Raw genomic sequence first — 20,643 nt, forward strand, 5'->3', positions numbered from 1 at the left:
ACGACCCGGCCGCGCTCGGTACCACGATGTCCCCATCAACGGGTGGTGATCGAGGTCGAGCCCAGCGGCGAGTCACGGCCCAGCGGCGCCGGATCGCAGCATGGCAATGCTGCGTTCGGCGAGACCACCATCGGCGATCGTTCATCTCTCGTCGAAGAAAGGCCACCATGTCTCTCCATCTTTCCAAGATTTCTCCCAAGCTTTCACTTCTCCTCGTCGCCTTCACCGCGAGCGGGCTCGGATGCCTTGCTTCCAGCTCGCCGGAGGAGCTCGAGGTGGATCAGAACGAATCCGCCGCGTGCGCAGACTTTCCGGAGTGGCAGAAGGATCAGCCGTATGCCGCGGGGGACATCGTGAATTACGAGGGGTCGGCCTACATCGCCAAGTTCGACAATCCCGGCTTCATCCCGACCGTCAGCACGTACTTCTGGGAGCCGTACTCCGGCTGCAGCGACAGCCCCGAGCCCACCGAGGGCTCCAGCTCCGAGCCCACCGAGGGCTCCAGCTCCGAGCCCACCGAGGGCTCCAGCTCCGAGCCCACCGAGGGCTCCAGCTCCGAGCCCACCGAGGGCTCGTGCAGCTATCCGCAATGGCAAGAGGGTCACCCGTATGCCGCGGGGGACATCGTGAATTACGAGGGGTCGGCCTACATCGCCAAGTTCGACAATCCCGGCTTCATCCCGACCGTCAGCACGTACTTCTGGGAGCCGTACTCCGGCTGCAGCGACAGCCCCGGCGACGACGGCAGACCCCGCGCGGGCTTTGGGCTCCCCGAAAAGGTCGTCGCTGGCTACTACCCCAACTGGACGGAAGCGCCCGTCCGCATCCGGGACATCAACAGCAATTACAACGTGATCTATCTCTTTGCCGCGAAACCCTTCGGAGGATCGCCCGGCACCACGGGCGCCGTCTACTGGGAGCCGCCGGGTGATGGCAAGGGAGCAGCGACGCACCTGAACGCCGACATCGAGTACGCACGGACGGTCCAGGATCGCAGGATCATCCTCACCGTCGGCGGCGCCCACAATGGGATGAGCTTCCCGACGCGCGCGAAGTCGGAGACGTTCGTCAATAGCGTGATCGGGATCTACGACCGCCTGGGTGGGTTCGACGGCCTCGACTGGAACACCTTCGAGGCCGATCAGGCCCCCGACACCTCCGAGATGATCTGGATCAGCCAGGAGCTGAAGCGGCGCATCCCCGGCTTCATCATCACCGCGCCTCCGGCCCCCTGGAACAGCCGCGACAAGACGTTTTGCCAGCAGATGGTGGAGGCCGGCGCCCTGGACTACGCGGCCCCGCAGTACTACGATGGCCCCGAGCTCGCCGAGCAGTCTTACATCGTGAACAGCGTGAACGAGTGGGTCTCGCTGCTCGGTTCGACGCACGTCGTCGTGGGGTTCGGGATCTCGGACCGGCAATACTACATGTCGATCGACGAGGCGATCCCCACGTGGAATCAAGTCGAGAGCAACCACCCGGAGCTCCGCGGCGTGTTCGACTGGGAGATCCACATGGACGAGAGCAAGAGATGGGAGTTCGCCAACGGCGTGGGACCTCTCGTCACGGACTGAAGCGGGCTCGGGTGGAGCGCGCAGCGACTCCGCCCGCCGATCGCGGACGTGGAGCGCGCAGCGACTCCGCCCGCCGATCGCGGACGTGGAGCGCGCAGCGACTCCGCCCGCCGATCGCGGACGTGGAGCGCGCAGCGACTCCGCCCGCCGATCGCGGACGTGGAGCGCGCAGCGATTCCGCCCGCCGATCGCGGACAGCGCGCGCTCCCCTTGATTGAAGGAGATCTGCGCCTACCGGTAGAAGGCGACGTCGTCGATCCAGATGTCGAACGCCTGCTCCTTGTCGAAGAAGAGCTCGATGGCCCAGAGCCGCTCCAGGGCGGGCGCCAACAGCTGTTTGCCGTAGGGCTCCTGCTTGAGGCACTCCACCGGAATCTTGAAGTGCTTCCAGTCGCTCTCCAGCATCACGGGCTTGTGGAAGTGATTGTTGCATTCCCCCTCGGCCTCGTTGCAGATGCCCCCCAGGTGATAGGTCTGCTGATCGATGAACATCACCTTCATTCTCCTGGTGGAGCCCTCCTCGGCGCGGGCCCAGAACGTGAGGCCACGATACCCGGACGCGTCGTAGTAGGCCTCGTCGTCCAGATGGAAGCCGACGCCGGCTCCCCAGAGGAGGAAGCCGTCATCGGCGCTCGTGTGCACGGCCTTGGTGCTGGCGCCGCGCGGAGGGTCGAGAGGGCTCACGAGGTCCGCCGGGTTCGCAGGATCCTGCCTTCCTTCCGGTGATTCGTCGTTGTCCTCGAACCAGAACCCTGCCCAAGGGTTCGACCCGTTCCCTCCGGAGATCCGGGTGTCTCCGTCTTCCATGTCGTCGATCATCGACAGGGCGAGGCTCTCCCCGGGCAGCACCGCGAGGATCTCGCATGGATCCCCCGCGCCGCCGTCACCGCTCTCGGCCGCTGAGCCCGCTGCGCCACCGCCTCCGGAGATCGGGTCCTCGGGCTCGTAGACCTTGTCGAAGCCGAAGATCTGCGCACATCCGAGCCCGAGCAGCGCCATGGCACATCCGCCGGCGCACCGAGCGAAAGCCAATATCGTCTTCATTTTCATGTGAAATTTCGAGAGGTTTTGGTCGCGGAGGAGAGGAGGTTGGCCGCCGAAATGGAATGATGTTCCCATCGAGTCACACGGCTGTCACCGATCGGTCAGCGAGCGACCACCGGCCATTCCGCCGCGCGACGGCGCAGACCGACGGAGCGCACCCTAGATCTTTGCTGGAACACTGTAAACAGCGCTTCGATCCGTCAGTTCCTGAGTGCAGGCGTCGCGTACGCTGGTGTATAAGTTCGCCTGCTGGTGGAACCCATGTCGCTGAGTCTGGACGACGGGATGCTGTTTGCTGGCAGGTACCGCGTGGTGCGCGGAATCGCCAGCGGCGCGATGGGCGCGGTCTACGAGGTTCTGCACATCGAGACGGAGCGCCGGCGGGCGCTCAAAGTGATGCACTCGCACCTCGCCGGCAACCCCGATTTCCAGGCCCGGTTCAAGCTGGAGGCGCGCGTCGCCGCGCGCATCGAGAGCGACCACATCGTCGAGGTGTTCGACGCCGGGATCGACGCGGAGACCGGCAAGCCGTTCCTCGTGATGGAGCTGCTCCGCGGCACGCTGCTCGACGAGCGCCTCCGCCAGGCCGGGCGCCTGCCGCCGGAAGAGGCCGTCGCCTTCCTGCGCCAGACCGCCATCGCCCTCGACAAGACACACGCCGCCGGGGTCGTCCACCGAGACCTCAAGCCTGCCAACCTCTTCCTGGCCGAGACCGACGACGGGGCGCCCCGGCTCAAGGTGCTCGACTTCGGCATTGCCAAGCTCGTGGTCGAGACGGCGACGGACTCGGCGGCGACCGCGGTCCTCGGCACGCCGCTCTACATGGCGCCCGAGCAATTCAGCGGGGAGTCGATCTCGCGGGCTGCCGACATCTTCGCCCTCGGCATGATCGCGTACACGCTCCTCGTCGGCAAGGCGTACTGGCTGAACGACAGGCGGAAGTACGACAGTGCGCTCGCTTTCGCGGCGCTCGCCGTGAACGGCCCGCAGGAGCCCGCGTCCGCGCGCGCGGACGCCGAGGGGGTGAAGCTGCCTCCGGCCTTCGACGCGTGGTTCACCAAGGTGACGGCCCGCGCCCCCGAGGCGCGCTTCGCCACCGCTTCGGCCGCGGTCGAGGCGCTCGCCGAGGTCTTCGACCTGCCCGCCGCGCCGGTGCGATCATCGCGCCTGCTCCCCGCGGAGACGCCGAGTGGACAGGGCCCCCTGAGCTCCCGCTCCTTGTCGCTGCCGAGCGACGTCCAGCTCCCGACCGCGGCCGTGCTGACCGCGCTGCCCCCCACGAAGCAACGGAGCCGAGCCGCGATCACCGTCGCGGCGCTCGTCCTCCTCGGCGGCGGCGCCTTCGCCTTCGCCTCGCTGGGCCGCGGCGCGCTGCCCGCCGACGGGAGCGCGGAGCCCGCGCAGACCGCGGGGGACGCGCGCTCGCCCGCCTCCGCGCCCCCTGAAGTCCATCCGACGCCGCCTCTCCCCGACGCCTCGGCGACAGCCACGGCGCCGGGCGTCGCGACGCCCGCTCCCGCGGCCTCCGTGCCGCTGGGCAAGGGCAGCCGCGCGCTCGCCCCCGCGACGGGGGCGGCGAGCGCGTCGCCGCCGCCAGCGCTCGGCTCACGGCGCAGGCTCGCGCCAGCCCCGCCGGCCGCAGAGCCGAGCCCTGAGTCGCTGTACAAGCCGGACTGAGCACGATGGCAGGGCGGACACTCCTTCGCCAGGAGCGAGCGGGAACGATGGTATCTGGCGGCTCACTCATGCGCTTCTCCTGGTTCCGGTCCATCTGCCTTGGCGTGCTGGGCGTCGCCGTCGCGGCGCCGGCCAGCGCGCAGGCGCTCGCCGTCGCGGAATCGCACTTCGATCGCGGGCTCGCCGACATGCTGGCGGGCCGGTACGAGACCGGCTGCCCTGCCCTCGCCGAAAGCCAGCGTCTCGATCCCCGCCCGGGGCGGCTGTTCACGCTCGCCGAGTGCGAGGCCAAATGGGGGCGTATCGCGACAGCGGTCGCGCGCTACAACGACTATCTCGCGATGGTCGATCGCATGAATGAGCCCGAGCGGGTCAAGCAGTCGGCGCGACAGAAAATCGCGCTCGGGCAGCGCGGCGCGCTCGCGCCGCTCGTGCCGCAGCTCACGCTGTCGCTGCCGCCGGGCGCGCCGGCGGGGACACGCGTGCAGTGCGACGGCATGACGCTGGAGAGACCCTCGCTCGGCGTCGCGCTCCCCGTCGATCCCGGAGAGCACGTCGTGACGACGCAGGCGCCGGGAGGGGCCGTGACCGAGACGCGATTCACGATCGACCGGTCGGAGTCGAGGGCGATCGTGCTCGAGGTGAAGTCCCCGGCGGCCGTCAAACCGCCGCTCGCCGAGCCGCCGGCGCCGGATCAGGGGCCCAGCGGCCTGCGGGTGGTCACCTATGTGGCGGGCGGGCTCGGCGTGGCCGGGCTGATCGTCGGATCGGTGACCGGGTGGATGGCGCTCGACGCGAGCGGCGTCGCGGCCGACAACTGCAGGGACGTGAGCCCCGACCGGGCGCGATGCAAACCCGACGGGCTCGACGCTGGCAACCGCGCGAAGCAGCTTGGGCTGGTGAGCACGGTCGGCTTCGGCGCCGGCGTGGCGCTCGCCGGCGCGTCGGCGCTGCTCTTCCTGCTGGAGCCATCCCCGCGCCGCCAGCCGGCGCCCGAGGTGAGCTGGGAGCTGACTGCGGGCCAGGCCGGTGGCGGCGTCGTGGTGCGCGGCCGCTGGTGACGCGGCTCGCGTGCGCCCCCCGGGCGCTACCGCGCGCGGACAAGCACGAGGGCGTCGGACAGGATCCAGAGCCCGAGGCCGATCAAGACGAACGGCAGCGCCGCACGGCCGAAACGCCGGATGCGCGTGCCCAGGATCGGGTGGTTGACAAGGCGGTGCCCTAGCGCGCAGAAGGCGCCGGTCATGACCGCGAACACGGCCGCATGAAGCGGGATGTGCGCAGGGGAGCTGGAGAACAGCGGGATATACACGCCGAGGTTGTCCCCGCCGTTCGCGAGGGTCACGCTCGCCACGGCGATCACCTTGAAGCGCGACGCGCTGCCTTGGGGCTCGCGCGCGCTCTCCGCTGCGTCTGCTTCGTCCGCTCTGCTCGCCGCGCCTGCTTCCGCCCTCGTGCCCCGCCAGAGCGCCCAGAGGCCTCTCAGGCCGAGCGCGAGGGGAGCCAGGCCGAGCAGGCCGATCCCTCCGTCCGGCACGCGGACCGCGAGCAGCGCACACGCGGCGCTCACGATCACGAGCGCCGCGATACCGAGGAGCTGGCCGGCCACCACCTGAGCAGGGGTAAAGCCTGGATCCGCGAAGAGCGCCGAGAGAAGGAGGATGTCGTCGATGTTCGTGGACACGAACACGACCACGCTCACCCCGACAGCCGGAAGGATCTGCTCCATGGCGCGCCCGCGGACGTACCACCTCCCGCGGCTCGCGTCCGCTCGGCGGGGCGCGGGCGCCGCGGGCGCCGCTCCGAACCGGCCGACGCCGGAGCTCACCCGGGCCTGCAGGGGTAGACCGTAATCACCGGAGCGACGGCGCGTCTGCGCAGGCGACAGGAGACGAGCCGCGAGCTCGTGTAAGGAGAAAGCCATGGCGACGATTCCCCAGCCCGTGCAGCCGACCAGCGCGAAGGCCGCGCCCGCCGCGCAGGGCGCCCGGACGGAGCTTCCGGTGCAGGGCATGACCTGCGCGGCGTGCGTGCGCCGCGTCGAGAAGGCGCTGCGCGCCGCGCCCGGCGTCCAGGATGCGGCCGTCAACCTCGTGACCCGGCGCGCGACGATCACCTACGACGCGCAGGCGACCACGCCGGCCGCGCTCGCCAGCGCCATCGTGGAGGCGGGGTACGAGGTGCCCGAGATCCCCCCGGCGGCCAGCGTCCCTGAAGCCGCGCCGACCGCCGGCCTCCCCGCGGCCCCGCAGGCCGACGGCGTCCCCGCAAGCCCGCCGATCGCCGGCGTCCCCGCGACCTCCACGGCGCCCGAACGCCCGGCAGCGACGGCGGACGCCCCACCGCAGCGCCTGCAGTCGAGCGCGGCCGATCGCGCCGCCGCCATGGACGCGGCCGAGCAGAAGGAGCAGCGGACGCTCCGGCGCGACTTCGCTATCGCCGCGCTGCTCACCGCGCCGCTGCTCGCCATGGCCATGTCCCACGGCGCGATCCCGGCGCTCGAAGGCGCCTCCGCGCGCTGGCTCTCGCTCGCGCTCGCGACGATCGTTGTCTTCGGGCCGGGGCGCCGGTTCTTTCGCCTTGCCTGGAGCGCGCTCCGGCACCGCGCCGCGGACATGAACACCCTCGTGAGCCTCGGGACCGGCGCCGCCTGGCTCTACTCGACCGCCGCGGTCGCGGCCCCCGGCCTCTTCCCGCACGCCGAGCACGGCCACGCGCCGCCGGTCTACTTCGAGGCCGCGGCCGCGATCGTCACCTTCGTGCTGCTCGGCAAGCTCCTCGAGACGCGCGCGCGGAAGCGGCTCGCCGACGCGGTGCGCGGGCTTGTGGCGCTCCAGCCGAAGACAGCGCGGCGCGTCCGCGGCGACGCCGAGGACGAGGTGCCCGCCTCGTCGCTCGCCCCGGGCGACCTCGTGCGGGTGCGGCCCGGCGAGCGCATCGCGACCGACGGCGAGGTGGTCGACGGCGCGTCCGCGGTCGACGAGGCGATGCTCACCGGCGAGAGCATGCCCGTCGACAAGACGGCGGGCTCGGCCGTGCTCGGCGGGACGCTCAACCAGAGCGGCGCCCTCGTCTTCCGCGTCACGAAGACCGGCGCGGACACCGCGCTTGCGCGCATCGTCGAGGCCGTCGAGCAGGCGCAGGGGTCGCGCGCGCCGATCGCGCGCCTCGCCGACGTGGTGAGCGGCGTCTTCGTGCCCGTCGTCCTCGGCGTCGCGTCGCTCGCCTTCGCCGCGTGGCTCGCGATCGACCCGACCGCCGCGGGGCTCGCCACGGCGGTCGAGCGGTTCGTCGCCGTGCTCGTGATCGCCTGCCCGTGCGCGCTCGGGCTGGCAACGCCGGCCGCCGTGGCCGTCGGGACGGGGCGCGGCGCGGAGCTCGGCGTCCTCGTCAAGGGCGGCGCGGCGCTCGAGGCCGCGAGCCGCGTCGACGCGGTGCTGCTCGACAAGACCGGGACCCTGACCTCGGGTCGGCCCGAGCTCACGGACGTCGTGGACCTCGCGGGCCACGGCGAGGCGGCGCTCCTCGGCCTCGTGGCGGCCGCCGAGCGAGAGAGCGAGCACCCGGTCGCGCGGGCGATCGTCGAGGGCGCCCGCGGCCGCGGGGTCGGCATGGCACAGGCCTCGGCGTTCCGCGCGGAGATCGGCCACGGCATCGAGGCGCGCGTCTCGGAGCGGCTCGTCCGCATCGGGACCGCGGCGTGGCTGAAGCGGGCGGGCGTCGACACGGCCGCGCTGGAGGCCGAGGCCGATCGCCTGGCCGCGCTGGGCCGCACGCCGTCGTTCGTGGCCGTCGACGGGCGGCTCGCGGGCCTCGTCGCGGTCGCCGATCGGCCCACCGAGGCGGCGCGCCGCGCCGTCGTGGCCATGGCCGAGCTCGGCGTCGAGGTGGCGATGGTGACCGGCGATCGGGCGGGCGCCGCGCACGCCGTCGCCGATGAGCTCGGCATCCGCGCCGTGTTCGCGGAGGTGAGGCCCGAGGACAAGGCGAGGATCGTCCGCGAGCAGCGGGCCGCCGGCCGCAGGGTGGCCATGGTCGGCGACGGCATCAACGACGCGCCCGCGCTCGCCGGCGCGGACGTGGGGATCGCACTGGGCAGCGGCACGGACATCGCCGTCGCGTCCGCGGACGTGGCGCTGATCCGCGGCGGGATCGCGGGCCTGCCGGTGGCGCTCGGGCTCGCCCGCGCCACCCTGCGGACGATCCGGCAGAACCTGTTCTGGGCGTTCATCTACAACGTGATCGGCATCCCGATCGCGGCGGGCCTGCTCTACCCGTTCACCGGATGGCTCCTGTCGCCCGTCCTCGCGAGCGCGGCGATGTCGCTGTCGAGCGTGTCGGTGCTCACCAACTCCCTCCGGCTACGCGCGTTCGGTCGGCCGTAGCCCGCCGCGCGCGGGCGTGCGCCCGCGGACACAGCAAAAGCGGCGCGTTCCTGTCGCGTTTGCAGCCCGACGCGGTAAAGCAAGAAGCCGACGAGCAGCGCGCTCGTCGCGCTGTTATCCCGAGCAGCCGGCTCATCGCGCAAGCGAAGCGCTCGGCAGCGCGTCGCTCCGCTTCACGCCCGCTCGCAGGGCGGCTACCCGGTGAGTGAATGATCGGAGCCACGGATGCACCGAAGCGTTCAAAATACGGAGGATCCATGAGAGCTTATCGCCAGCATCTTGGCACAGCCATTGCTTTTGCCCTGTCCCTCTCGGCCCACGCCGCCGATGCCGCCGTCACCGTCGGGCTCATCGAGCCGACCAATGTGATCATCGAGAGCAGCACGATCCCGGTGCACGCAACGGCGTCGTCCCCCGAGGACATCTACTATGTCGAGGCGGAGTTCGAAGGGCTCACCATCGAGCTCACGCCGACGGAAGGGGGTCATTTCCAGGGAGCGTTCGACCTCGGCGAGCTGGCGGGCGAGCTCGCCTATGGGCCCCACATCGTGACGGTCCACGCGTACAGCACGCTTGGCGAGGTGGCGAGCGCGCAGGGCACCGTACACCGGTACGCGCCGCCGACGCTCGGATGGAACGCGGTCGTGAACGACACCCTCACCGACGGCTGGCGCTTCGCCGCGAAGTGCGTCCCGACGCCGCCGTACACGTGCAAGAGCCTCCGGGCGACGTTCCACAGCGCCGAAGGACAGGTCACCCTTTTGCCGGGCAACCCGCAGCCCGTGCCGGGGCACCTCTACCTCAAGGAAGAGCAGGCCTGGTACGGCTACCAGCTCCCGTCGGGCAGAGCGTATACGCTCACGCTCGAGGCCAGCGACGGCGTGGGCCCCACCGTCACGAGGACCATCGGCCCCATCTACGTCGACAGGAGCCCGAGGCTCACCGCCGTCCAGCGCGCGCCCGGCACCATCCTCGATTTCGACGCCGCGCGGATCCTCTTCCGGGACCTCTACCAGCGCCTCGGGATCTTCGACCGCGCCACGCAGCAGGTGACCTGGGTCGCGACCATCCCTCAAGGAGATCTGCCGTTCAGCGAGGTCTACGGGGCGCTCACGCCGTCCGGGTCCGTACATCAGTCGACGACGGGCCACATCCTCGCCTGGGTCAACGGCGCCCGGCGCACCATCACGAGCGCGGCGCGCCTCGACGCGGTGAACGGCGACAACATCGTGTGGACGACGAACAGCGACGACTGGGCCGTCGCGACCTCGCTGTCGGCGGGGACGAGCAGGACCCTCTGGCGCATCGACGGGAGCAGGTCACCGTTCCAGGCCGACATCACGCCTTCCGGCGGCGTCTATTTCGGCACCTACGAGGGTTCCGCCATCGTCGGGCCGAGCGGGGTGCGCCTCGGCGATCACGAGGGGAACCTGCAGCGGCCGATCACCGACGGGACGAACGTCGCCGGCCGGTGGTGGGACGGCATGACGAGCTCCAGCTACCTGTACACGGCGGAGGGAGAGGAGGTGTTCCTTGGCGACTCGATCACCGGCACCTCGGCCGGGCTGCTGGTTCACGCGGGCCACGCCGCCTTCCTGAAGAGCGACGGCGCCGTCAACCAGGTCTGGCTGCGGACCCCCGACGGCGAGCAGCATCAGATCAGCGATTTCACGACGTCGAGCCAGTTCGATCAGGTGAAGCTCCGGGTCGGCCACGACGGCATCAGCGACACCGGCGAGGTCCTCTTCCTGAACGGCGGCAAGCGCTATCTGGGCCGGGCGGGGGGCGCGCCCGAGACCATCGGCTCGTCTCTCGGGCATGGTCGCTGGCTCGACGGGAGCTGGTATGTGACCATCGGCAACACGATCTTCCAGGTCTCGAGCCCGCAGGGCGCCGTCGCGCAGCTCGCCGCGCCGGGGAACGCGGAGTTCGCGCCGGAAGAGGGCCTGGGCGGCGAGCGCGAGGTGCTGTCCACCTCGTTCGCCGTGGACGAGGTGCTCGATGAGCCGATGTCGGCTCGGGATCTGCACGAGCCCGACGCGCTGCCGGCGTCGGCCGAAGCGGACACGGACGGCGGCTTCGCGCCGGCCGCGGCCGGGTGCAGCGCCTCTGGCCCGGCGGGCTCCGCGGGCAGCGCCGCCGCGCTCGCGGCGGCGGCCGCGGGCCTCGTGCTCGGGCGGCGGCGGCGCGCGCGGTCGTAGCGGCGCCGCGATCCTCCACCCGGCCCGGTCGACCTCGATCGGGCCGGGCCGCCGCGCTCATCGGCGCCCGCCTCGTCGCGGCCCTGCCCTCGCAGGCGCCCCGCCCGTCATCCACGCATCACTCGGCGACGACGATCTGCCATCGTTGCTCCTCGCCGCCGCCGCCCCCCCGCTGCTCGATCGCGGCGGCGTCCGCGGTGGAGCCCTGGTAGACCCCGATCAGCTTGCCGCTCTTCTTGTTCCTGATCTGAAAATCACCGCCGCCCAGATCGATGAACAGCCACGCCTGGTTGTCGCCGTCGTGGTTCTCCCATTGCACCAGCGCGACCCCGTCGCTCGTCGACTCGTCAGGGACATCGAGCACCTTGCCGCTCTTGACGTTGGTCAGCCGGAAGTAGCCCGATCCATTGTAGTTGAAGCTCCACTTCTGGCTGTCTCCTCCCCTGTCCGCGTTCTGGACGACGTCCGCACCGTCGTCGCCCGACGCGCCGACGACATCCATCACCTTGCCGCTCTTCTTGTTGACGAGCTTGAAATTGTTCGTCGCTCCGGCGACGGCGCCGGCCGACGTGTCGATGATCAGCGTGTTGTTCCAGCGCATGCTCATGGTGGTGTCCGACGGGAAGGAGATCGGCTGCCAGACGTACGTCGAGTTGTTGACCGGTCCGCTCCAGGCCCCTGCCCACCGGTCTCCCATGTACAGGTAGGCCGTCCCGGCGCTGCCCTGGACCGGGAGCACGTAGGTCGACTGGGAGTGGTAGGTCGTGCCGTCACCGACGTTGGTCATCGCCGACCAGCCCCTGTCGAGAGCGCGGGACGTCGCGTATTTCGCCTGGTTGGGCGACCAGCCCGTGGCGCCCGAGGTCAGCAGGAAATAGGTGCCGTTCCGCTTGAACAGGGCCGGCGCCTCCCGGTGCCCGCCGGGGAAGAGCGTGGCGGAGAGGCGGGCGATGGACAGGTAGTCGGGGGCCAGCTCGTAGAGGTTGAGATCGTAGTTCTCGTTCGTGGCGGAGATGAAATAGCCCTTGGCGTCGTCGTCGACGAAGAGCCCGCAGTCGCGGGACATGTACCCGGGCTTGCCGTGATCGGTCACCCCGCTGCCGGCGAGCGGCCGGAAGCTGCCGTGATACGTGTAGTCGCCGTCCACGGTGCTCGAGCTCGCGACCGCGGCGCGGGCCTCACCGTAGTTCACCCCGTTCTCCCAGTGCATCCACATCACGAACCTGTCCGTGGATGCGTTGTAGACCACCTTCGGGCGCTCGATGTTGGCCGGATCGAGGTCCTTGTCCGAGTCCATCGTCAAGACATGGTTCCTGAACTCCCAGCGCCGCAGATCGGTCGAGCGATAGCAGGAGACGGCATAGAACGTCCCGTCCGGGTTCCGGTTCTCTCCGAACCAGTAATAATGGTCGCCCACCCGGATCACCCCTCCCCCGTGCGCCTGGATGGGTTTGCCCGAGGTGTCGGCCCACTGGATCCCGTTGACCAGGGGGCCGACCGCCGGCGGCAGCTCCGGTCCCCCACCCTCGCCAGGCGCGCCGCCGCCGCCGGACGCCGAGCCGACAGACGCGCCGGAGGTGCCCGGCGCCCCGCCCGCCGAAGCGCTGGAGGTGCCGGGCGCCCCGCCGCCGCCGGACGACGAGCCGACCGACGCGCCGGGCGCCCCGCCGCCGCCGGACGATGAGCCGACCCCGGAAGCGCCGCCGCTGCCCTCCGATGAGCCCCCAGGGAGCTCTTCCGAGTCGGAAGCGCAAGACGCGACGCCGAGCCCCACGACCAGCAGGCCCATCACCGGAGACAAGGAACCGAGACGCATGATGCCCTCCAGAAAGAGCGAGATCTCGGTGCCTTCAACCGGACGAGTCAAGTCCTTCTCGCGCGCAGCGGCTTGGGTGAATTGATCCGCTCCCGTGCGATCTGCCAGCAGCTGGCTACGTCAGGCTGGGAAGCGCGCCGGTGCTGTACTGCGGGTCGCCGAAGGTCTTGTCGTCGGTGCCCATCGCGTTCGCGATCGTGACGAGAAGATCGTTGTGCTGGCGGGCAGAGCCGCCGTTCGCCAGATAGTCCACGAAGCGGCCGGTGCGGAAGACCCCGCCCCCGCTGCCGGCGAGCAAGAACGGGATGTTCGTGAGCGCGTGCTGCCTCGACTCGCCGATCTCGGTGACCCACAGGACGACGGTGTTGTCGAGGAGCGTGCGATCCCCTTCCGCGTACGAATCGAGCTTCCCGAGCAGGTAGGCGAGCTGCTCCGCGAACCACGTGTGGATCTTCATGTACTTCTCGTCGCCCGCCGCGTTCCACTCGTGGGAGATGGCATGGTGATTCTGCGTGAGACCGAGGAACGGGTAGAGGTGCTCGCTCTCGGCGTACGACCACTGGATCGTGGCGATCCGGGTGAGGTCGCACGCGAGCGCCGCGGCCATCATGTCCATCTGGAGCTTGCCGATGGCGGGCATGTTGTCGTCCTTCGAGAGGTCGATGCGGTCGCCCAGCGCCGGGGCCTTGCAGCTGCCCGTGGTCGGGGTGCCGCCGCCGCCGGTCGAGGAGCCGCCGCCGGCCAGACGCGCCTCGATGTCCCGGATCGACTGCAGGTGCGAGTCGAGCTTGAGGCGATCTTCCTTGCCGATGCGGGGCCGCACGTCGGCGATGTCCTCGCGGAGGAGATCGAACACGGTCCGCCGCTGCGCGCGGAGCCGATCCAGCGCGGTGGAGCCGCCCGGGTCCTGGCCCGGGTCGGGCACCGAGGCCCCGAAGAGCTGCTGGAACGTGTCGTAAGGGTCCTCGCGGGGGGGGATGGGCTGGTCCGGCCCGGCGTAGCTGAGCCGGCCGCGCACCTCCGCGTCACGGACCTGGACGCCGAGCTCCAGGGTCTTGAACAGCGTCTTGGGCTGCAGCTTGTTCGCGATGTGCTGATCGAGCGAGATCCCCGACGACCAGCCGGCGTTGGTGGACATGAAGCTCTTGAAGTTGCCCTTGAGCAGCGCCCGCCCCGTCAAGAGGCCCCCGATGCCCCGAGCGTGCTCGGAGCCGATGTTCGAGTTGACCACGACGTTCATGTTCACCCCGCGCATCGGGATAATCTTCGACTTGAACGGCGAGAGCGGCTGGAGCAGCGGGCTCAGCGTGAAGTTGTTCTCGGTGCCCGTGGGCATCCACTTCGACTCCATGGTGCCGTTCGGCGTATAGAACACCACGAAGCGCTTGGGCGCCGTGGCCTCTTGCCCGCGGGCCAGCTCGGAGTTCAGCAGCGGGATCGTCGCCGTCGCCGCCAGCGCGCCCTGGAGCATCCGCCGTCGAGAGATCATTCGCGGTGTCATGTCACTCCTCCTCTGCGATCGCGCTGCGGTACAGGAACGCGTCGGTCTGCGTCGTCGCCACGATGAGCTCCACGAGGTCGCCCTCCGAACCGTGGAACCCTGCGCGCAGCCCGTCGAGCGAGCACTCGTCGTCGACGTTCTCGAAGCGGCCCGCCGTGTAGCGGAACCATTGCGTCGCGAGGCACTCGCGGACCTGCGCGCTCCCGGCGAGCTTCTCCGCCAGCTGGCGGACGCCGACGAACGGGCCGTCCATGTCCTCGGACGCGACCATCTCCCCGGAGACGTCGATGACCTGCCCGCCCTCCTGGGTGCGGTACGCGCCCACGGCATCGAAGTTCTCGAACGCGAAGCCGATCGGATCCATCAGCTTGTGGCAGCCGGCGCACCTGTCATTCGAGGCGTGCTGGTTGAACCGTTCACGCGCTGTGACGCCCTCCTCGCCGGTGGGCGGCGTGAGGTCGACGTCGTCAGGAGGAGGCGGCGGATCCTGGCACATGAACTTCGAGCGGATGGCCTTGCCCCGCAGCACCGGAGAGGTCTGATCGGGGTGCGCGTGGACGGCCAGGAACGCGGGCTGCGTGAGCACCCCTGCGCGCTGGTCCGGCGGGAGCTCCACGAGCTGGGGTGTGGTCGAGCCGGGCGGGACCGTCACGCCGTAGAGCTCGGCGACGGACTCGGTGGCAAAGCCGACGGGCAGCGTGAGCAGGCTCGAGAGCTTGTGATCCCCGGACCACAGCACGTGCTCGACGAACGCGGGGGTCTCGGCGCGAATCCCGGCGACGAGCTCGTCGTCGTACCCGGGGAACTGGCTCTCCTCCTTGACGATGGTCTCGAGCTTCCCGAGGTTGAGCCATTGCTTGTAGAACTCCGTGACGGCCCGGCGCGCCCGCGGGTGCTCCAGCATCTGGCGGGTTCGCTCGGCGAGCTGCTCGCGGGTATCGAGCAGGCCCGCCTCCGCGGCATCGAGCAGCGCGTCGTCGGGGCCGGACGCCCAGACGAGGTACGACAGGCGCGACGCCATCTCGTACGGGTCGAGGCGCACCCGCGACGAGGAGGCATCGAGATCGTGACGCAGCTCCAGGCGGAACAGGAATTTCGGCGATTGCAGCGCGGCCCGGATGACGACCTCGATGCCCTCACGGAACGACCCGTCGGTGCGCCCCGCGGCGTAGGCGCGCATCAGCCGGTCGACGTCCGACGTCTCGAGCGGTCGACGGTACGCGCGACGGCCGAAGTCCTGGACGAATTGCCGCGCGCACGCTTCCTCCTGGGCGACTTGCCCCTGCACCGCGGCCGGATCACACGGCACGAGCTTCGATAGATCGCCCGCGACGGCCTCGGTCGCGAGCGCCTCGGCAGCCAGGAGGTACTTCTCCGCGTGCAGCGCAGACACGGTCAGCACCGTCGCGTTGTTGTTGAAGCCGCCAGCGATCTCATCCGGGGGGAATTGATCGGCAGGGGTGAGGGACGTTCCGAGGAGATCTCGGACCGTGTTGTTGTATTCGAATCGCGTCAAACGCCGCTGCGGTGCGAGGATCCGCTCGGCGCCGCACACCGGTGGATCTCCTTGTCCGGACGTCGAGCCGTCCCCCCCGGAGCTGGAGCCGGGGCCAGAGTCGGAGCCCGAAGCTCCAATCTGCCCGTTACCGCACCCGGCTACGGCCGTCAGCGCGAGCGTCGCTACGAGCGCCGAACCGGCTCGCCAGCGACGATATCCTAAGTCAGCCATACCGTGACCTCCTACCGTCGGTCACAACCTACGGTGAAGCCTCGGCAGACGTCAAGCGCTGCTCCCATCAATCCACAGCGCAAGACGCCCACGTTCAATGGCCGGACAGCGGTCAACAACGGACCATCGGCTGGCGAAGTCTGGTACTGCCCGAAGACTCCACTCCCGTCATATTATGGATCGGCTGGCCGTCACTTGACGCGGCACGCGCCGCGTCAGCCCAGCAGAACCGGGCGAACTACGGCCTGGGCAGCGAGGCGAGAGCGCGACTTCGTCGCACCTCTCCAGGCCACCCACGCCGCGCACACGAGTAGTCATTGGAAGAATTCCCGCTCCAGCGCGTATTGATCACGAACCGCCGAATCCTCTCGAATTTTGACCAGCGACGTCACGCGCGCCGCGCCTCGAGGCGTCACGGCGCGCGGATGTCGCCGAACGGCTCACGCTCGAACGGGGCGGAGAGGCCGGTCGGCGCCCTCGAGCGCGGAGACGTCGACCTGGCGCTCGTCCCGCGGGCGGACATCGACGGGCTGGAGCAGTTCGTGTTCCGCCCCATCGTCGACGACGAACACGTGATCGTGACGCGTCGCGGGCACCCGCTCGCGCGCGGGCGCGCGACGTTCGAGCGGTACCTCGGGTGCGGGCACGTCGTCGTGGGCACCTCGCTGCCGGGGCTCTCGCCGGTGCAGCGGGCGATCGCGCCGCTCGAACGATCGCGTGACGTGCCGGCGTGGGCGCGGTTCGACCGGAGCACGCGATAGCGCCGCTCAGGCGCTCCACGGCCGCCGTGCAGGTTCGACTCCGCGACTGCTATGCTGGCGCATGGGTCAACGCGCGGTCGCGGTGCTCGGCTGGCTTCTCGCCCTCCTGGTCGTTCCGTCCGGCTGCCATCCCCCGCCAGCACAGGCTCCGGCCGCGCTGCCCGCGCGCGCGACTCCGAGCCATCACGCGACGCCGACCCCGCGCGATCCGTCGGCCGTGATTGACCCGGACGATGATGCCGGCATCGCCGCGGCGCTCGCCGGCCACGGGCTCGATGGATGGATGCACGGCGCGGCGCCTGCGTCCGGTCTCTTCGTCTTCACCTACCGGCTCCCGCACGATTTCTTCCGTTACGCTGACTTTCCGATGATCCCGGGGTCGCCGGAGGTCGCGCGGGAGCTCGCGGGGCTAAAGCGGCATGACAGGCTGCGCGTGTTCGGCAGCCTCGAGAAGAAAGGCCCTCAGCGCCATGTCCGCGTGCGCCGCATCGAGGTGATCACGCGGTTCTCCTCCGGCGTGGACGCGCCGCCGTATGCACACGACACGACCACACACGCGGCGCTCCTCGGGGGGCGCGAGCTCGTGGGTCGTGTGCACGGCGTCGACGCCGAGGGCAAGATCCTCGTTGTCGAGCTCGCAGACAAGGTGGTGCCGGTGTTCGTGACCCGCCCGGAGCACGTCCGGGACCTGTGGCGCAATGACAAGATCCGGTTGCATTACGTGATCGCCGAGCGCCCCGATCACCCGATCCACCTGCGGCTCGATCCGGCCGTCTCGAGGCCAGTCGAGGTGCTGGAGCGCATGCAGGCCGGTCATGGCCAGCCGATCGCGCTGGAGGGCGATCTCGTGCTCTTCCCGAGGAGCCCGCAGATCAAATTCGACATCTGGGCGCTGCGCGTCGTCGACGGGGATCGGGTGGAGCGCGAGTATACGCTCGTCAATTTCAGCGATCCGGGGCTCTTCGAGGCGATCCGCGACAAACTCGCGCGGGGCTGGGCGGCGCACCCCGGCGCCCCGGTGGACGCGCGCAACAAGTTCATCAAACCAGGCCTGCGCGTGCGCGCGAGGGGCGTGCTCAACGTGATCTCGCCGGCGCAGGCCAACCCGCAGATCTTGTTGTCGTCGGAGGGGGCGGTCGAGGTGCTCGGAGCCCCGGGACGGGGCTCGCCGCCTCCAGTCGACCGATGAGGCGTCCCCGGGTCCCGCCGGTCCGTCCTGTGCATCGTCCTGTGCATCGTCCTGTCCATCGTTCTGTGCATCCGCCAGGCCCGCCCGCCTGAGGGGCTCGATCACGGCGGTAGAAGGCAATCGCGCCTCCATTTTCTGCTTGCCCACGGTTTCCGCAGACCACACTATCTTCCGGGGGTGGGGCACCCGCACGCGCCGCCCCTGGAGCGTCATCCTTCCGTATCTCGAGCGAGCGCCGCCTCCGGCTCGGGCCGCTCGCGGCGTTCGTCCGTCAGAGCCCAGGACGCTCCACGCGCCCGCTTCACCGCCCTGTGTCCCGACGGCCCTGCTCTCGGAGGTGCGCCCGTGAAACCAGCGATCGTCCTGCCGCTCGTCATCGTATCATCGTGCCTCGCCTCCGCCGCTGCCGCCGCCGAGCAGGCGTGCGGGTACTCCAGCGCCGGCTGGAACGCGCCGAACGGCGCGGCCGTGTTCAGCGCCGGCTCCGGGCCGATCGGAGACGTCCTTAACGCCGTCGGCGAGTTCCGAACGCACTCGATGCTGTCGCACGGACCCGGACGGTGGGTGACGCACGCCACCATGAAGCAGCCGCGCGAGAACTCCTGGCCTGATGTGTGCAGCACGCCCATCGTATCGAACGATCTGCTCGATGGTTATCCCGGGCTCGCGCAGGTCAACCAGGGTGGGATCTACCGCTTCCTCTACGGGAGCGGCGGGAGCGGCCCGGCCGCGCTGACCTATCAGGTCGGCGATCCCAAGCGGGCCGCGTCGATCGGCGAAACCATCTGGTGGGAGGTGCCTTACTACGCCGAGCGCTCGATCATCGACGGAGGGGTCGAGATCCCTCGGCTGAGCGTCCGCGGCGACCGGGTGCACTACTCGTTCTTCCAGTACCGCAACACCGAGGGCACGCCCACCGGCGGGCCGGCGTGGAACAACGGTATGGTTTGCTCCTCATTCCTGGCCTTCGCGCACCATCTCGACGGCCAGGGCGCCATCCCGCCGTACACGTACAGCCACGCCAAGCTCGTCAGCGCGGCCAACGCCCTTCACGGCGGGGTGATGGACAGCTGCGAGAACAGCCTGGGGTTCTGGGGCATGGTCGGCACCTCGCTCGCATGCTTCACGGACGTCTGCGACAAGGCCGCCAATCAGGTCGCGAACTGCATGGCCTCGCACGCATGCAACACCGGCAGCAGCAGCGTGTGGAGAGGAGTCCGAGACGACCCGAAGACCGTCGCCGTGTCCATCAGCCCCGACCGCATCGGCGGCTGGAACGGGCACCCCTGGGGGACGCAGGCCGGCGCGACCGTCTGGTCTGCCGATACGAACCACAATGTCCAGTGGAACTCCGGAGGCAACGTCTACGGGTGCTGGTACTGACGGACGTTCGAGCACAGCGACGTGAGGAGCTCCGGCCATGACGACCAGGATCGGCGAGCATCGGTCAAAGGCGCAATGGGTCGGTGTGGTGGTGCTCGCCGCCGCGCTCTGGGCCCTGGTCTGGTCGGTCCGCCCTTCCAAGGCGCCCGAGCCCGTGCAGGCAGCGGCGAAGACGAGCGCGCCGGAGGCCCCGCCGCGCGCCGGACGCGCGGCGAGCACCGCCGCGGCGAGCGCCGCCGTGGCGAGCGCGCCCGCGGAGGACCCGGCGCCCGTCATCGACGAGATCGAGGTCGAGAAGCCGGAGGTGTGCGCCGGCGAGGAGAACCTCATCACCGTGCGATCGCATACCACGAACGGGACAGATGAGTACCTCCACGGCGTCATTGGCACGCGCGCCGGATCGCGGGTACCACTCCGCATCTGGCCCGACACGGACGGATCGTACGAGATGCCCGCCATCTCCGTGTTCGGGCGGAACAACGCGGTGACTCAGATCGAGGTCCCGAGATACAAGGTCAACGCCTGCAAGCCGGAGCGGATCGTCGTCGTCACCCACAGGCTCCAGCCGAGCACCCCCGGTGAATTCGAGCTCACGGCGCAGATCGTCGACGTCGGGATCAAGGACAACCCCGCCGCGAGGCCGTTCAAGCCCGCGAGTTATGCCTGGGTGTTCGACGACGGCGGCTCGGAGGAGACGAAGGCGCCGTTCGTGACCCACAGCTACGAGCGCCGGCCGCAAACCACGCTCGTCTCCGAGTTTTTGATCCGGGTGGAGGTCAAGAGCGAAGCGGGCGAGAAGCTCACCGGCCGCACCCTGCTCCAGATCCCGAACATGATGTTTCAGGACCTCGCCGAGCGGGGGATCGTGACCATCGCGGCGACGCCGACGCCCCGATTTCCCAAGCAGGACGGCGACGGCGTGGTCCGGCAGACGTTCCGCCTCTGGCATCACCGCGACGCGCCGGTCCGGATCGATACGGTCACGGCGGTGCGGCACTTCGCGGGGGCGTCGAGCGCCTCACCGCACGAGGAGGCCTCGCTCGGCCTTACCGAGATCCCACCGGGGCAAGGGGTCGACGTGGAGGTGAAGCTCGACACGGCGCGTGAACCGGATGTGTTCACCATCACGTACGTTCTCGAGGGCGAGACGGCAGAGGGGCACGCTGCGCGCGGGACGTTCTCGCTGATGAAGCCGCCGCCCGCGCCGACCAAGGAGTCGAGCATACCGGTCACGGAGCCCGTCCTCCTCGCGAAGATCAAGCGGGCGCGAGAGCTCCTCGCGCAGGAGTTCGTCACCGACGAGGACATCTGGCGGCTGGAGCGAGAGGGAAAGATGGCGGATCTCGACGTCTCGCCGCCGCGGACGAAAGCGCCTTAGCCCGA

Annotated in this window: 14 protein-coding genes; 9 read left to right on the forward strand and 5 right to left on the reverse strand. The window is 70.0% G+C overall.

Translation table 11 applies throughout. The annotated features are described in order from the left end of the window. Positions 1 to 167: 167 nt before the first annotated feature. Positions 168 to 1,574 (forward strand): glycosyl hydrolase family 18 protein, encoded by a 1,407-nt coding sequence (locus WMF44_RS21745; protein WP_437301017.1) that lies wholly within the window; start codon positions 168 to 170, stop codon positions 1,572 to 1,574. 231 nt (positions 1,575 to 1,805) lie between these two features. Here the strand turns inward: WMF44_RS21745 and WMF44_RS21750 are convergent, their stop codons facing one another. Further along, complete coding sequence (locus WMF44_RS21750; RefSeq protein ID WP_437301018.1) at positions 1,806 to 2,573, reverse strand: hypothetical protein; 768 nt, start codon at positions 2,571 to 2,573, stop codon at positions 1,806 to 1,808. Between the two features lie 306 nt (positions 2,574 to 2,879). Between WMF44_RS21750 and WMF44_RS21755 the strand changes: the two genes are divergently transcribed. Both WMF44_RS21755 and WMF44_RS21760 read left to right on the forward strand, forming a co-directional pair. Beyond that, positions 2,880 to 4,295 carry a protein kinase domain-containing protein gene (locus tag WMF44_RS21755; protein WP_437301019.1) on the forward strand — a complete coding sequence of 472 codons (1,416 nt, stop codon included), beginning with the start codon at positions 2,880 to 2,882 and terminating at the stop codon, positions 4,293 to 4,295. 68 nt (positions 4,296 to 4,363) lie between these two features. Then, positions 4,364 to 5,356 (forward strand): hypothetical protein, encoded by a 993-nt coding sequence (locus WMF44_RS21760; RefSeq protein ID WP_437301020.1) that lies wholly within the window; start codon positions 4,364 to 4,366, stop codon positions 5,354 to 5,356. 26 nt (positions 5,357 to 5,382) lie between these two features. On the opposite strand, the gene WMF44_RS21765 is transcribed toward WMF44_RS21760, so the two are convergent. Then, positions 5,383 to 6,219, reverse strand: a complete 837-nt coding sequence (locus tag WMF44_RS21765) for a cadmium resistance transporter (RefSeq protein ID WP_437301021.1) — start codon at positions 6,217 to 6,219, stop codon at positions 5,383 to 5,385. Between WMF44_RS21765 and WMF44_RS21770 the strand changes: the two genes are divergently transcribed. Continuing rightward, positions 6,218 to 8,680, forward strand: a complete 2,463-nt coding sequence (locus WMF44_RS21770; RefSeq protein ID WP_437301022.1) for a heavy metal translocating P-type ATPase — start codon at positions 6,218 to 6,220, stop codon at positions 8,678 to 8,680. The genes WMF44_RS21765 and WMF44_RS21770 overlap by 2 nt on opposite strands. A 257-nt stretch (positions 8,681 to 8,937) precedes the next feature. Then, entirely contained in the window at positions 8,938 to 10,881 is a 1,944-nt protein-coding gene (locus WMF44_RS21775; RefSeq protein ID WP_437301023.1) for a hypothetical protein, read from the forward strand. 118 nt (positions 10,882 to 10,999) lie between these two features. Here the strand turns inward: WMF44_RS21775 and WMF44_RS21780 are convergent, their stop codons facing one another. The 3 genes from WMF44_RS21780 to WMF44_RS21790 all read right to left on the reverse strand — a co-directional run bounded on the left by WMF44_RS21780 (position 11,000) and on the right by WMF44_RS21790 (position 15,714). Continuing rightward, positions 11,000 to 12,697 (reverse strand): RICIN domain-containing protein, encoded by a 1,698-nt coding sequence (locus tag WMF44_RS21780; RefSeq protein ID WP_437301024.1) that lies wholly within the window; start codon positions 12,695 to 12,697, stop codon positions 11,000 to 11,002. Between the two features lie 115 nt (positions 12,698 to 12,812). Continuing rightward, on the reverse strand, positions 12,813 to 14,198 hold the full coding sequence (locus tag WMF44_RS21785) for a DUF1552 domain-containing protein (RefSeq protein WP_437301025.1): 1,386 nt from the start codon (positions 14,196 to 14,198) through the stop codon (positions 12,813 to 12,815). 1 nt (position 14,199) lies between these two features. Then, entirely contained in the window at positions 14,200 to 15,714 is a 1,515-nt protein-coding gene (locus WMF44_RS21790) for a DUF1592 domain-containing protein (protein ID WP_437301026.1), read from the reverse strand. 638 nt (positions 15,715 to 16,352) lie between these two features. Here WMF44_RS21790 and WMF44_RS21795 point away from each other — a divergent pair. The 4 genes from WMF44_RS21795 to WMF44_RS21810 all read left to right on the forward strand — a co-directional run bounded on the left by WMF44_RS21795 (position 16,353) and on the right by WMF44_RS21810 (position 20,638). Then, positions 16,353 to 16,688 carry a LysR substrate-binding domain-containing protein gene (locus WMF44_RS21795; protein ID WP_437301027.1) on the forward strand — a complete coding sequence of 112 codons (336 nt, stop codon included), beginning with the start codon at positions 16,353 to 16,355 and terminating at the stop codon, positions 16,686 to 16,688. 61 nt (positions 16,689 to 16,749) lie between these two features. Further along, entirely contained in the window at positions 16,750 to 17,877 is a 1,128-nt protein-coding gene (locus tag WMF44_RS21800) for a hypothetical protein (RefSeq protein ID WP_437301028.1), read from the forward strand. A gap of 345 nt (positions 17,878 to 18,222) precedes the next feature. Further along, entirely contained in the window at positions 18,223 to 19,260 is a 1,038-nt protein-coding gene (locus tag WMF44_RS21805) for a hypothetical protein (RefSeq protein ID WP_437301029.1), read from the forward strand. A gap of 37 nt (positions 19,261 to 19,297) precedes the next feature. Further along, positions 19,298 to 20,638 (forward strand): hypothetical protein, encoded by a 1,341-nt coding sequence (locus tag WMF44_RS21810; RefSeq protein ID WP_437301030.1) that lies wholly within the window; start codon positions 19,298 to 19,300, stop codon positions 20,636 to 20,638. Positions 20,639 to 20,643 lie beyond the last annotated feature (5 nt).

The organism is Sorangium sp. So ce426 (assembly GCF_051475585.1).
Lineage (GTDB): Bacteria > Myxococcota_A > Polyangia > Polyangiales > Polyangiaceae > Sorangium > Sorangium cellulosum_B.